Raw genomic sequence first — 13,818 nt, 5'->3', positions numbered from 1 at the left:
TGATGAATCAACGCTGGATGCCTTTATCTTTCTTTGTTGCAGCGATAATGGGAAGCATTACTTTGGTGGGGTGTTCAAAACCAACTGAACCTAAAAATGACGCTACCCCAGCAGATAAAACCGTCGCTGCTTCTGCACCAGCAAGCAATGGGGATACGATTAAAGTCGGAATTTTGCATTCACTTTCTGGCACTATGGCCATTTCTGAAACCTCGCTCAAAAATACAGCATTAATGACCATTAATGAAATTAATGCACAAGGCGGGGTCATGGGTAAAAAACTGGAACCTGTGGTGGTGGATCCTGCATCAGACTGGCCATTGTTTGCTGAAAAAGCCCGTCAATTAATTACTCAAAATAAAGTCGATGTGATTTTTGGTTGCTGGACTTCAGTATCGCGTAAATCAGTTTTGCCTGTGGTTGAAGAGTTAAATGGCTTATTGTTCTATCCAGTGCAGTATGAAGGTCAGGAACAATCTAAAAATATTTTCTATACAGGTGCAGCACCGAACCAGCAAGCGATTCCTGCGGTTGAATACTTAATGAGTCCAGAAGGCGGCAAAGCGGAACGTTTTGTGTTGCTTGGAACGGACTATGTTTACCCTCGAACCACCAATAAAATTTTACGTGCCTTCTTAAAATCCAAAGGTGTCTCTGAAAAAGACATTATGGAAGAGTACACGCCGTTTGGTTTTAACAACTATCAAACTATCGTCTCGAATGTTAAAAAGTTTGCGGCAGGTAAAAAAACAGCAGTAATCTCCACCATTAATGGCGATTCCAACGTGCCTTTTTATCGTGAATTGGGCAATCAGGGCATTAAAGCCTCAGATATTCCAGTCATGGCATTTTCAGTGGGCGAAGAAGAATTACGGGGTATAGATACCAAGCCACTGGTGGGGCATTTAGCGGCATGGAACTACTTCATGTCAGTGAAAAATCCAACCAATGCCAAGTTTATTAAAGATTACAAACAGTTTGCTGTGGAATACAAACTGCCAAATGCAGATAAAGTCGTGACCAATGATCCAATGGAAGCGACTTATGTCGGCATCCACATGTGGAAACAGGCGGTCGAAAAAGCAGGCACCACCAATGTGGATAAAGTTCGTGAAGCCATGGCAGGGCAGACCTTTACCGCGCCGTCAGGGTATACCCTAAAAATGGATGCAGAAAATCATCATCTTGCTAAACCGGTCATGATCGGACAAATCCGTGCCGATGGTCAGTTCGACGTGGTGTATAAAACTCCAAATGTGATTCCAGCTCAGCCGTGGAGTCCATATATTCCTAAGTAAGTGGTTAAGGTGACCTGTCACAGCTGTTGTGACAGGCCTGATTAAAATGGAACAGCCATTTTTTTAATCATCATTTTTAGCTGTTTTATATTTTTGGCGAAGCCCTACATTTTAAAAATGATCCTTTGCTTAAGGGGCATCCTATGAAGCACTCCAGTTTTTTGGCTATTTTTTTTAGCCTGTGCCTATGTAGCAGCATCGTTCAAATACATGCTGAACAAATACCGCAAACGACGACGGCCACTGTACAACAAGGCGATGCGATTCAACAATTTGTCAAAGCTGATTTTGAAAAAAGACGCGCGATGTTAAATCAATGGCCCGGTTCAATTGCAGAGTTCGATCAGTTGGTCGACTTAATTGATAAAAATCAATTGTATCAGGATGGTGCAGGCACGACCTACGTGCTGGTCGATGACGAAAAGTTATTTTCTTATCCTGAACGTCAAGAACTGAGCCAATGGCCGAATGATTTAAATCAGGTAATTTTGACCAATACGCTACGTTCAGCCTTAACCTTTGGGCAGGCAAAAACCAAATTAAAATCTGAAGATTCTGCGCAACGTTTAGATGCCGTTAAAATTTTAGAATCAAATCTGGATCAACTGGATGCGAGTACCGTTGCAGCGTTTTATGCGCAGGAAAACAATGACAAAGTGAAACAGGCACTGGCACAACTTAAAGCCAGAATTGATTTTAAAAATCCAGATGAAACCACCAAGATGAAAGCATTGGAGGTCTTAAAACAAAGTAACAGTCCAGATGTACTGGCAGACATTACCGCAGCTGAGCAAATCACTCAAAATCCTGAATTTAAAAAAGCCCTGCATGATGCGGCAAGCAGCATTCAATCCCGTATTCAGGTCAGTGAATGGACAGGACATCTGTTTTCAGGGTTGAGTACGGCCAGCATTTTATTATTGGCCGCATTGGGTCTCGCAATTACTTATGGTTTGCTCGGCGTCATTAATATGGCGCATGGCGAACTGATCATGATTGGCGCCTATACCACCTATGTAGTGCAAAGTTTTTTTAAAACACATTTTGCTGGCATGCTGGACTGGTATTTGATTGCAGCCATTCCAGCAGCATTTCTGGTCAGTGCCCTCATTGGTATGGTCATTGAGCGGCTGGTCATTCGTCCTTTATACGGACGTCAATTAGAAACGTTATTGGCGACCTTTGGGGTGAGTCTGATTTTGATGCAACTGGTGCGTATGATCTTCGGTGCACAAAATGTCGAAGTCTCCAATATCTCATGGCTGAGTGGTGCTATTTCAATCACGCCAAGTCTATCTTTACCCTATAACCGTATGGCCATTATTGTCTTTACCGCGATTGTTCTGGCTTTACTGATTTTCTTATTACAAAAAACCCGTTTTGGTTTATTTGTGCGCGCAGTGACGCAAAACCGGCAAATGGCACGTGCCGTCGGTATTCGTTCAGCACGCATTGACATGATGGCATTTGGTCTGGGTTCTGGTTTGGCAGGTTTGGCAGGTTGTGCTTTGGCTCAAATCGGCAATGTCGGGCCAGATTTGGGTCAGAACTACATTATTGATGCGTTCCTTGTGGTGGTGGTTGGTGGTGTGGGACAGGTGTGGGGCGCAGTGCTGGCAGCATTGGGTCTGGGCATCAGTGGAACCGTGTTAGAAATTGGGATGGGGGCTGTACTTGCCAAAATTATCCTATTGGTGCTTGTGATTTTGTTTATTCAAAAACGTCCACAAGGTTTATTTGCCATTAAAGGTCGTTTTGTGGAGTAAGCAGCATGAAAACCTTTCAATTATTGTCTGATCAACCGCGCAGTGCTGTGCTGATTGCAATCTGTTTTGGCATTTTACTGATTCTGCCGTGGTTGCATCTCACACCCACTGATTCTGCGCTGCATTTGTCTGCCTATTGGGTCACCCTGATTGGCAAAATCATGTGTCTGGCGATTGTGGCATTAGCACTGGATTTGGTCTGGGGCTATGCCGGTATTCTGAGTCTAGGTCATGGGTTGTATTTTGCTTTGGGTGGCTATGCTTTTGGCATGTATTTAATGCGTCAAAGTGCAGGCGATGGGCTACCCGATTTTATGCGTTTTCTGAGCTGGACAGAGTTGCCGTGGTATTGGGTAGGCACCCAATATTTTGCATGGTCGATGATTCTAGTGTTGCTGATACCCGGATTAATTGCCTTTATTTTTGGTTTTTTTGCATTCCGCTCAAAAATTAAAGGCGTATATTTCTCGATTATCACTCAAGCCATGACCTACGCAGCAGCACTTTTGTTTTTCCGTAATGAAACTGGCTTTGGTGGAAATAACGGTTTTACAGGATTTAAGACGCTATTGGGTTTTGATATTACCTCATCCATGACGCGCACGGTTCTGTGCTTTATCACAGCCTTGACCTTATTGCTGTGTTATCTGGGCTTGCGTTACTTAATGAATCAGCCTTATGGACGTGTGCTGGGAGCGATTCGTGACAGTGAAAACCGTCTGCAATATCTAGGTTATCGGACCTTATGGTACAAATTATCGGCATGGGTGCTCTCTGCGATGATTGCAGGTATTGCTGGTGCCTTATATGTACCTCAAGTCGGGATTATTAACCCGAGTGAGATGAATCCAGTCAATTCGATTGAAATGGCAGTTTGGGTCGCTGCGGGTGGTCGTGGCACCTTGATTGGTCCAATTTTGGGGGCAGGCATCATTAATGGCGTCAAAACTTATTTCACGGTGGCGTATCCTGAAGCATGGTTACTGATTTTGGGTGGCTTGTTTGTGGTGGTCACATTATTTTTACCGAAAGGCATCATTGGATTATTTGATCGCTTTAAAAAAGAGGGCAATTAAATGACGATGCTCTGGTCACAGGCTGACGCGAAAAGCGATATAGAACGTGCTTTAAACCTCCATGCAGCACTGGATGTACACAGCCATACTCTGCATGCGACATCTGATCGACCTGCCCCTCAGGAACACGGCGGACATGCCACAGAGGGCTATGGGCGCCCTAAAACTGAGGGCGCGGATTTTAGTCACGGCATTGCGCTTTATCTGGAAAATGTCAGTGTCTGGTTTGATGCCTTTCGTGCGCTGAATGATTTATCGCTGTACATTCAGGAAGGCGAATTGCGCTGCATTATTGGACCCAATGGTGCGGGTAAAACTACTTTAATGGATGTGATTACTGGAAAAACACGTCCTAGTCAGGGCTCGGCATTTTTTGGGCAAAACTATGATTTATCTAAAATGAGCACTGAACAAATTGCAGAGGCGGGCATTGGACGTAAGTTTCAAAAACCAACGGTATTTGAAAACTTTAGTGTGATAGAAAATTTGTTGCTGGCAGCACCGAAAGATAAGCGTGTCGTCAAAAGTTTTAGCCGTAAATTAAGTGGCGATGCCCAAGTGGCGCTGGAAGAAACATTGCAGCAGATTCGATTACAAGAATTTGTGCATAAGCCAGCAGGATTATTGTCACATGGGCAAAAGCAATGGCTGGAAATTGGCATGTTACTGATGCAGCGTCCCAAATTAATTTTGCTGGATGAACCTGTGGCAGGCATGACCGATGCCGAAACTGAACGCACCGCAGAATTATGTCTGGAATTGAAAAAAAATCACACCTTGGTCGTGGTGGAGCATGACATGAGTTTTATCGACACCATTAGTGAAAAAGTGACGGTGTTGGCGCAAGGGGCGATTTTGGCAGAAGGCACTTTGGCAGAAGTTCAAGCCAATGAAGATGTGATTGAAAAGTATCTGGGACGTTAGGAGAGCCGCATGCTGGAAATTAAAGCATTGAATCAATATTACGGCGGCAGTCATATCTTGCGTGATGTCTCCTTAGATGCCCCTATAGGGGCGTGTTCGGTCATTCTGGGGCGTAACGGTGTAGGGAAAACCACGCTGTTGAAATGCCTAATGGGACTTTTGCCAATTAAATCGGGACAAATTTTGTTAGATGGCAAAGACATCACCAAACTGTCTCCTGAACAACGGGTGCGTTCAGGACTGGCATATGTACCGCAGGGTCGTGACATTTTTTCGACCTTGACGGTAGAAGAAAACATCCTGATAGGCATGGCAAAATTTTCAGGGGCGAAAACGCGCAAAGTCCCTGAGCATTTGTACCAACTTTTTCCAATTCTGGATGAAATGAAACATCGCCGTGGTGGAGATTTGTCAGGTGGACAACAGCAGCAACTCGCTATTGCTCGCGCTTTGGCATCTGAACCACGTCTTTTGATTCTGGATGAACCTACAGAGGGCATTCAGCCCTCTATCATTAAAGATATTGGACGGGTCATTCGACAGTTGACTAATCAGGGCAATATGGCGATTGTATTGGTTGAACAATTTTATGACTTTGCCGAAGAACTGGCAGATCAATATACCGTCATGGCACGTGGACAAGTCATTGCTCAAGGGCTGGGCGCAGAAATGCCCGAAAAGGGCATTAAGCATTTGGTTGCGATTTAAGGTCATTCAACAATGTGAACTTCAGGCTTTAGCGATTGATTGCTAAAGCCTGACCACGACAGTTCATAAACAGTTGTTGTTGATGCCATGCCAATTGTCCTGAAACAATCGTGGTATCGACCAGATAACGGAAAGTTTGATGCTGAAACGGTGTCCATCCGCAGCGCATAAAATTCGGTTGCTGGTTGACGGGTTCATGCTTCTGGTTTTCTTTAAGCAAAACCAGATCTGCCCAATAACCTTCACGAATATAACCCCGATCCTCAAGACGAAATAAATCAGCAACCTGATGAGCGGTTTTTTGCACCAGTGTTTCGATGGAGAGCTGTTGGGTCGCGACCAATTCCATGAGCGCAGGTACGGCATGTTGTACCAAAGGCAATCCTGATGGGGCATGAAAATAAGAAGACTGTTTTTCCTGCCACGTGTGTGGGGCATGATCCGTCCCAATAATATCTAAACGCTGACTATGTGCCACTGTATCAATCAGGGCTTGTTGATCTGCTGGCGTTTTAATGGCTGGATTACATTTAATCAGATGACCTAAATCTGCATAATCACGCTCGTTAAAATGCAGATGATGGATACAGACTTCTGCACTGATCTGTTTGTGCTTTAAAGGCAAATCCTGAAAAAGACTCAGTTCTTTTGCAGTGCTGATATGCAGCACATGCAGTTGTGTCCCATATTTTTGAGCCAATGCGACTGCTAAACTGGAACTTTCAAAGCATGCCTGTTCATCCCGAATCTTGGGATGCATCCATGCGGGAATCTGCTCGCCATATTGTTCCCGATATTTATCTTCAAGCTCTTTAATGCGTGGGGTCGATTCACAATGGGTGAGTAAAATGGTCGGTACGTTGGTAAATAGCCGTTCTAATACCTTGGGGTCATCGACCAGCATATTGCCTGTCGATGCACCCATAAAAACTTTGACTCCACTTACTTGTTTTGGATCAAGATGTTCAACGATATCCAAGTTGTCAGCACTCACACCAAAGTGAAAGGCATAATTCGTCATGCTGTGTTGAGCGGCGATGTCTTTCTTCTGTTGTAAGGCAGCGAAATCCAGTGTCGGTGGACGAGTATTGGGCATGTCCATGACACTGGTGATTCCTCCCACCACGGCAGCCATCGATTCTGAGGCAAAGGTGGCTTTGTGCGGTGACCCTGGATCACGAAAATGCACTTGATCATCAATCATTCCCGGAATGAGCCATGCACCATTGGCTTCAATGTTTTTGACTTGCGTGACCTGCGAAATACTGGACTGAATTTTTGTAATACGCCCATTTTGAATCAGCACATCACGGTATTCAGACTTTCCTTCGTTGACCACATGCGCATTTCGAATGACCAGATCAGGCAAAGCTCTAAAATTCATTTTGCAATGCCTTATAGCCTTGTACCAATTCAATATTGGTACTCACCACACTTTCTGAAAATTCACTGATCGAAATATCGATTGGTGGGAACTGACTTAAATCGGTCTTTTTATGAATATGACTCATGGCGGGCACATAAAAACGCTCAGGCAGATCGCGTCCATCCACGACCGCATTGTGACGTACCGCACTGTGGTCGCCGACTTTGCAGTTAAATAACACGCTGTTAAATCCGATAAAGACATGATGACCAATTTCACAAGGACCATGAATAATCGAACGATGCGCAATGGAGGAATTATTGCCAATGATCACTTGTGCGCCAGCTTTGGAGTGAATGACCACACCATCCTGAATATTGGAGTTTTCACCGATGATAATTGGTTGCATGTCACCATGTTCATCGACTTCATCGGCACGGATGACCGCATAAGGGCCAACAAAAACATTGGCTTGAATAATGACCTTGCCACAAATAATAGCGGTGTGGTCAATATACGCAGATTGGTCGATCACAGGCAAATGACCTGAGGGATTTTTACGAATCATAATGGCACTACTGCTATTTAAAAGTTGAAAAAGAGGTTTAGCGCATCGGCTCGGTTAAAATAGTGGCTTGTTCTGTGTCTAAACCGATGTAAAAACAATTGGGACGATGGGTGTGACAGGCCGGACCCTGCTGTTGTACCAAGAGTAATAAGGCATCGCCGTCACAATCCAGACGCGCTTCTATAAGCGTCTGAATGTGTCCAGAACTTTCACCTTTACGCCATAGCTGTTGGCGTGATCGGGACCAATAACACACCCGTCGGGTACTGAGCGTTTCCATCAATGCTTCCCGATTGACCCACGCCAGCATCAGCACCTCTTTGCTCTGGGCATCCTGCGCGATGGCCGCAATCAGACCCTCCTGATTCCATGGAATACTCTCCAGCACAGTGTGAACTAGATATTCTTGGCCTAAATCGCCTTGTTCCATATCCAGAAAAATAGAGTGACTTACCATTGCCATGAACCTTGTGCCACTGCATCGTGCGCATGCAAACTTTCGGCATGAATCACCTTAAAATAACATCCTGAAATTTTAGGATGATTTATAAATGCCGCATGTAAACGACGGGCAGCATCTTCACAAAACATCAAATTTTGTCCATTGGCTAAAGCAAAAGCTTGCTCATCGACCCTTTTAACTGCGGTTTGAACAGGAGTTGCCAATGCAGTTTCGGCACAGTCAATCAATTCAATGACCGGAAGATCATCTAGTGTTGGCACTAATTTAAATTTCAGTTGCGCAAAACTACGCTGGCTATGCGGTGTCGCGACAATCGCATCGGTGGTGCCTAGCCAAGCCAATATCGCTTCGGGATGACCTGAATCAAGTTGCTGGCTTTCAATCGCTTTTCTAAAACTTTTTTGAATCAAGTCCCGTGCCAATGCAGCAGAACATGGACAGGTCGATGAATAGGTCACTTCTACCGCCAGTTCGGCTGTAAACACCTGTTGATTCAATTGGCAGGATAGGCGAATCGGATAACTTTTATAGCCTGATAAATCACTGATTAATGCAGGGCGTTGTAACTCAAGTTCAGTTTGAATCTCAATTCTGGCGTGTTGTGATAAGGGTTGATGACTGATTAAAAAATCCTGCAAGAGCTGTTGCAGATCACTCAGTTTTAAGGTTGCAAGATCACTCAAATCCAGTAGTCGCGTATATAATCTGGACATGTGTATGCCTTTGGCATTGGGGTCATCCAGACTGACATAGGCGTTGACTTTACTCAGGCAGCGGTGGTGTTGCAGATGAATGGGTAAGGCAATATTTTCCATACCGACCCAGTCCAGACGCGAAGAATGAGAGATGTGAAAAGGTTCGGCAGAAATATCAGGTAGCATCGAAGTCATATCAACAAAAGAATGTTGTGATAAATATTATGTTATAACATAACATTTAAATCCTATTATCGCTAGCGATTAACCATAAAACTCAACCAACTTGCTTAAACTTCATTTGAGCTAAGAGACAATTTAAATAATAAATAACTATAATTTGCTGAAAAATAAAATGATTTAAAACATGAATATTTGCGACCTTTAACAGGACAAATTCTACTTCATTCTTTTATTGAAATGTTATAACGTAACTTGTATGCTTTTTAAAATGAAGTAGGGGGTTTTTCAGGTAAAAACCTGATCAATGTCGACAGCGAATCATGAAGTGGTCCATCTGAATGCAGTATATTTTTTTGTTAGCTTTCATTTTATTGTTGACCGCGTGTCGTCAACAGCCCATTCAGCCCAAGCTAGACACGGCTCAGCTTACCTATCCTCAATCTACCTCAATGACCCATGGCTCGACGGCAAGCAGGTCTAGCACATTACGCACCCCAGAACTTGCTGCGGCTTTTCAGGTGTGGCTGAAGCAAGCTGATCATCAGCAACAGGTCCAGTCATATAAGGCTTTTTTACAACAGCATCAGATTGCCAACGTGATTTCTGATTTTGAATTATTACAAACTGCCAGAGACTGGCAAAAATGTGCGGCTCAGGAGTTTGAAGTCCCACCTCGTGAAATCTGGAGCAACATTGTTCCGACCTTAAATATATTAAAACAATTGGTTCAGCGTGGCGTGATTCAGGATTTTAGCGTGACCTCGGTTTATCGTAATTTTAATCTGAATCGGTGTGCTGCTGGTGCGGATTCATCCAGACATGTGTTTAATTCGGCACTGGATTTTCGGATCGGTAGTCCTCAACCTTCAGCTGATGAACAGCGCATGATTGAGCAGTCCAAGCAACGATTGTGTCAATTTTGGCTGGAGCAGGGAGAAGCGTTGCAGATGGGGCTAGGCATTTATGCCTCAGGACAAATTCATATAGACAGTGCTGGATATCGCACGTGGGGACCTGATCATAAAAAGACTTCATCACCTTGTTTGAATGCTTCTTTCTTGTCTCAAACTCAGGCATCGATCATCCCATGAACAAGCTTAAACTGAGTCTGGCACAGCAGCAAATCCTCGATATTTTAAAAATGCAGAATAAGGCATTGAGTGCTTATTTCATTTTGGATCAAGCCAAACCTTTGGGACTCAATGCTCCTATTCAGATTTACCGTATTTTAAAAAAATTGACCGATTACGGTCTGATTTTGAAGCTAAATAGCCTGAATCTATATGTGGCACATGAATTAAAACCGGGACAAAACTATCCCCTTATTACTATTTGTACTCAATGCCAAAGCGTAGATGTGATTGATACGCCGCAATTGGGTTCAATCATGCAGCAAGCACTTTCTCGCAAGCAGTTTAATGCCAGCTCACACTATGTCGAGTTACTGGGTCAGTGTGCATCCTGTAATTGCAAAGACAGTTCCTCATCATTCATATCAAAGTGAGACAGCCAATGGATACTCCTCTAGCCACTTCTTTAAAACTCCCCGTAACTGTGCTTTCAGGTTTTCTGGGGGCAGGCAAAACCACCTTACTGAATCATATTTTAAATAATCGCGAAGGTCGTCGTATCGCCGTTATTGTCAATGATATGTCGGAGGTGAATATTGATGCTGCATTGGTTCGTGATGGCGGGGCAGAACTGTCCAGAACGGATGAAAAACTGGTCGAAATGAGTAATGGTTGTATTTGTTGTACTTTACGTGAGGATTTATTGCTGGAAGTACGACGTCTGGCAGAAGAACAACGTTTTGATCAATTGGTGATTGAATCGACGGGTATTTCAGAACCGTTGCCTGTAGCAGAAACCTTTACCTTTGAGGATGAGTCGGGCGTTTCATTGAATGAATTTGCTCGTCTGGATACCATGGTTACGGTAGTAGATGCCTTTAATTTCCTTAAAGACTATAGCTCGTATGACAGTTTGCAACAGCGCGGTGAGTCTCTGGGTGAAGAGGATGAGCGTAGCGTGGTTGATCTGCTCATTGACCAAATTGAATTTTGTGATGTGATTGTACTTAACAAAGTCGATTTGATTGATGAAGACGAAAAACAACGCTTATTTGCAATTTTAAAACAGTTAAATCCGCGTGCACGGATTGAAGTTTCTGAGTTTGGCAAAGTCGATTTAGATCAAGTGTTGAATACGCATCTATTTGATTTTCATGAAGCGGCACAAGCACCGGGCTGGTTAAAAGAATTACGTGGTGAACATACTCCAGAAACAGAAGAATATGGGATCCGTAGTTTTGTCTACCGCGCGCGCCGTCCTTTTCATCCGCAACGCTTTTATGATTTTATTAACTCCGAATGGAGAGGGGTAATTCGTTCTAAAGGTTTCTTTTGGCTGGCATCTCATCCGACCTTGGCAGGCTCGTGGTCGCAAGCAGGCGCTGTCGCTCGGCATGGGGTTGCAGGACATTGGTGGGCTTCTGTACCCGAAGATCATTGGCCGAGTGACCCTGAAAGTCTGGTGGCGATTCGTAAAAACTGGGATAGCGATACAGGCGATGCACGTCAGGAGATCGTGATTATTGGCATGGACATGGATGAGTCATACTTGATTGCACAATTTGATGCGTGTTTGTTAAGCGATGCTGAAATGGCGATGGGTCCAGAAGGCTGGCAACAGATGTATAACCCTTTTGAAGCATGGGCAGATTTTAACGCATCATGAGTCATCGGACTGCGACAGTCCCACCGTGCTGGCACGATGGGACTGTTTGATTGCTTCAACTGTATTTAAAAATAAATCTTTGTGATCAAAGCACTATTTATTTTCGTAGCTACATCCAAAAGCCGAACAGCACCAAAACTGCAATCAGGGCAGCACTCATCATGCCTGACTTTAAATTTATTTTATTATTTTCAATAAACTACAGATAAAAAAACGATTTGCATAAACACAGCCAGCGCAGTTATTTAGGTTTCGTTACAGCTTTGTAAAGCAACAATTCAAATAGAAAAATTGCTTAATGAAAATTCCTGAATGCGTATGAATTCAGTCTATGTTTTTTGAACAAAATTTCATAATTGTCGACAATGTTGTTGATTTTATCTTTTTTTGGCTTTATTTTTAGCGTTGTAAAATATTAATTGTTGACAATATGGTGAGCTTGTCATGACTCAACCCGTGAAAGAATTGCTCAGTATGACTCTGACGGATCAGATTTTTAAAAAAATCCAGACCGCAATCGTGAGTGGTGAAATCGCACCGGGCAGTAAAATTTCTGAACCTGAATTGGCCAGAATTTATGGCATTAGTCGTGGTCCTTTACGTGAGGCAATTCATCGTCTTGAAGGACAAAAACTGGTGGAACGTACTGCCCATGTCGGTGCGAGAGTGGTGTCTTTGTCGCATCAACAATTGTGCGAACTTTATCAAATTCGGGAAAATTTAGAGGGTTTAGCCTGCCGACTGGCAGCGCAAAGCATCGATAAACAACAAATTTTAAACTTACGTGAAGTGCTACATCTGCATGCACAAGATCCGAACTTCAAAGAAGGCAAAGGCTATTATTTGCAGGAAGGACAAGACGATTTTCATTATTGCATTATCAAAAACTGTGGCAATAAAACGCTGGAAAAAATGCTCTGTGATGAGTTGTATCATTTGATCCGCATGTATCGGGTGCAATATTCCAAAACGCCGAATCGCCCACATCGTGCACTTTCAGAACATCTTCATATTTTAGACGCAATTGCAGAGGGCGATGCTGAACTGGCCGAACTCTTGATGCGTCGTCACATCGCTTCATCTTATCGAAACATTCAAAAACATTTGGTTTGAGCCAGATGCTGCATACACAAGGAGTGAAGGAATTCATGACAACATTATCCGCAGGTCAAAAATTTAGAGATGCTGTTGCCAATGAGCATCCATTACAGGTGGTAGGAACCATCAATGCCAACCATGCTTTACTGGCAAAACGCGCAGGTTATCAAGCGATTTATTTGTCTGGTGGTGGTGTTGCTGCTGGTTCTTTAGGCTTGCCAGATTTAGGCATTAGTAATCTGGATGATGTTCTGACCGATGTACGCCGCATTACCGATGTATGTGATTTACCTTTATTGGTGGATGTTGACACCGGTTTCGGTGCTTCTGCTTTCAATATCGCACGTACCACCAAATCAATGATTAAATTTGGCGCGGCAGCCATGCATATTGAAGATCAAGTCGGGGCTAAACGTTGTGGTCATCGTCCGAACAAGGCAATCGTAACCCAGCAAGAAATGGTGGATCGCATTAAAGCAGCTGTCGATGCACGTACCGATGACAGCTTTGTCATTATGGCGCGTACCGATGCCTTGGCGGTAGATGGTTTACAAGCAGCGATTGATCGTGCAGGTGCTTATATTGAAGCGGGTGCAGATATGTTGTTTCCAGAAGCGATTACTGAACTGGCGATGTATAAGCAATTTGCCAATGCCACCCAAGCTCCTATTTTGGCCAATATTACTGAATTTGGTTCTACGCCATTATTTACCACGGAAGAACTGGCTTCTGCTGATGTCAGCATTGCGTTATATCCATTGTCAGCATTTCGTGCCATGAACAAGGCGGCAGAAAATGTCTATCAGACCTTGCGTCAAGAAGGCACACAAAAGAATGTGGTGGATACCATGCAAACCCGTCAAGAACTGTATGAGCGCATTAATTACCATGCGTTTGAACAATATCTTGATGCATCGTTTGAAAAAGCAAAATAAGG

14 protein-coding genes are annotated in these 13,818 nt (G+C 43.7%); 10 read left to right on the top strand and 4 right to left on the bottom strand.

The features are described 5' to 3' along the window. Positions 1–2: 2 nt before the first annotated feature. The 5 genes from urtA (at position 3) to urtE (ending at position 5,772) form a co-directional block, all read left to right on the top strand. Entirely contained in the window at positions 3–1,298 is a 1,296-nt protein-coding gene (gene urtA / locus E0D95_RS10375) for an urea ABC transporter substrate-binding protein (protein WP_130804888.1), read from the top strand. 143 nt (positions 1,299–1,441) lie between these two features. Further along, positions 1,442–3,064, top strand: coding sequence for an urea ABC transporter permease subunit UrtB (gene urtB / locus E0D95_RS10370; protein WP_130803774.1), 1,623 nt, complete (start codon positions 1,442–1,444; stop codon positions 3,062–3,064). A 5-nt stretch (positions 3,065–3,069) separates the two neighbouring features. Further along, the gene (gene urtC, locus E0D95_RS10365; RefSeq protein WP_130803773.1) at positions 3,070–4,140 is read left to right on the top strand and encodes an urea ABC transporter permease subunit UrtC; all 1,071 of its coding nucleotides are present in this window, start codon (positions 3,070–3,072) and stop codon (positions 4,138–4,140) included. Further along, positions 4,141–5,064, top strand: a complete 924-nt coding sequence (gene urtD / locus E0D95_RS10360; RefSeq protein WP_228258849.1) for an urea ABC transporter ATP-binding protein UrtD — start codon at positions 4,141–4,143, stop codon at positions 5,062–5,064. 9 nt (positions 5,065–5,073) lie between these two features. After that, positions 5,074–5,772, top strand: coding sequence for an urea ABC transporter ATP-binding subunit UrtE (gene urtE, locus E0D95_RS10355; protein WP_130803772.1), 699 nt, complete (start codon positions 5,074–5,076; stop codon positions 5,770–5,772). A 28-nt stretch (positions 5,773–5,800) separates the two neighbouring features. Here urtE and E0D95_RS10350 read toward each other — a convergent pair whose 3' ends face one another. The 4 genes from E0D95_RS10350 to folE2 are packed head-to-tail and all read right to left on the bottom strand — an operon-like array spanning position 5,801 to position 9,059. Continuing rightward, positions 5,801–7,156, bottom strand: coding sequence for a dihydroorotase (locus tag E0D95_RS10350; RefSeq protein ID WP_130803771.1), 1,356 nt, complete (start codon positions 7,154–7,156; stop codon positions 5,801–5,803). Continuing rightward, positions 7,146–7,706 (bottom strand): gamma carbonic anhydrase family protein, encoded by a 561-nt coding sequence (locus tag E0D95_RS10345; protein WP_130803770.1) that lies wholly within the window; start codon positions 7,704–7,706, stop codon positions 7,146–7,148. The genes E0D95_RS10350 and E0D95_RS10345 overlap by 11 nt, the downstream gene beginning before the upstream one ends. A 37-nt stretch (positions 7,707–7,743) precedes the next feature. Next, positions 7,744–8,163 carry a phosphoribosyl-AMP cyclohydrolase gene (gene hisI, locus E0D95_RS10340; protein WP_130804886.1) on the bottom strand — a complete coding sequence of 140 codons (420 nt, stop codon included), beginning with the start codon at positions 8,161–8,163 and terminating at the stop codon, positions 7,744–7,746. Next, complete coding sequence (gene folE2 / locus E0D95_RS10335) at positions 8,157–9,059, bottom strand: GTP cyclohydrolase FolE2 (protein WP_130803769.1); 903 nt, start codon at positions 9,057–9,059, stop codon at positions 8,157–8,159. The genes hisI and folE2 overlap by 7 nt, the downstream gene beginning before the upstream one ends. A gap of 326 nt (positions 9,060–9,385) precedes the next feature. Here folE2 and E0D95_RS10330 point away from each other — a divergent pair, with 326 nt between their 5' ends. From E0D95_RS10330 to prpB, 5 genes are all read left to right on the top strand, one after another. Next, complete coding sequence (locus tag E0D95_RS10330; RefSeq protein WP_130803768.1) at positions 9,386–10,138, top strand: D-Ala-D-Ala carboxypeptidase family metallohydrolase; 753 nt, start codon at positions 9,386–9,388, stop codon at positions 10,136–10,138. After that, positions 10,135–10,551, top strand: coding sequence for a Fur family transcriptional regulator (locus tag E0D95_RS10325; protein WP_130803767.1), 417 nt, complete (start codon positions 10,135–10,137; stop codon positions 10,549–10,551). Before E0D95_RS10330 ends, E0D95_RS10325 begins: the two co-directional genes overlap by 4 nt. A gap of 8 nt (positions 10,552–10,559) precedes the next feature. Continuing rightward, positions 10,560–11,783 carry a zinc metallochaperone GTPase ZigA gene (gene zigA / locus E0D95_RS10320; protein WP_130803766.1) on the top strand — a complete coding sequence of 408 codons (1,224 nt, stop codon included), beginning with the start codon at positions 10,560–10,562 and terminating at the stop codon, positions 11,781–11,783. Positions 11,784–12,227: 444 nt separating this feature from the next. After that, positions 12,228–12,896, top strand: coding sequence for a GntR family transcriptional regulator (locus tag E0D95_RS10315; RefSeq protein ID WP_130803765.1), 669 nt, complete (start codon positions 12,228–12,230; stop codon positions 12,894–12,896). A 35-nt stretch (positions 12,897–12,931) separates the two neighbouring features. Beyond that, positions 12,932–13,816, top strand: coding sequence for a methylisocitrate lyase (prpB, locus tag E0D95_RS10310; RefSeq protein ID WP_130803764.1), 885 nt, complete (start codon positions 12,932–12,934; stop codon positions 13,814–13,816). Positions 13,817–13,818 lie beyond the last annotated feature (2 nt).

This window comes from Acinetobacter ihumii (assembly GCF_900625095.1).
In the GTDB taxonomy this organism is placed as follows: Bacteria; Pseudomonadota; Gammaproteobacteria; order Pseudomonadales; family Moraxellaceae; genus Acinetobacter; species Acinetobacter ihumii.
The sequence above is the reverse complement of the archived record's forward strand: the minus strand, read 5'-3'. Positions and strand labels throughout refer to the sequence as shown.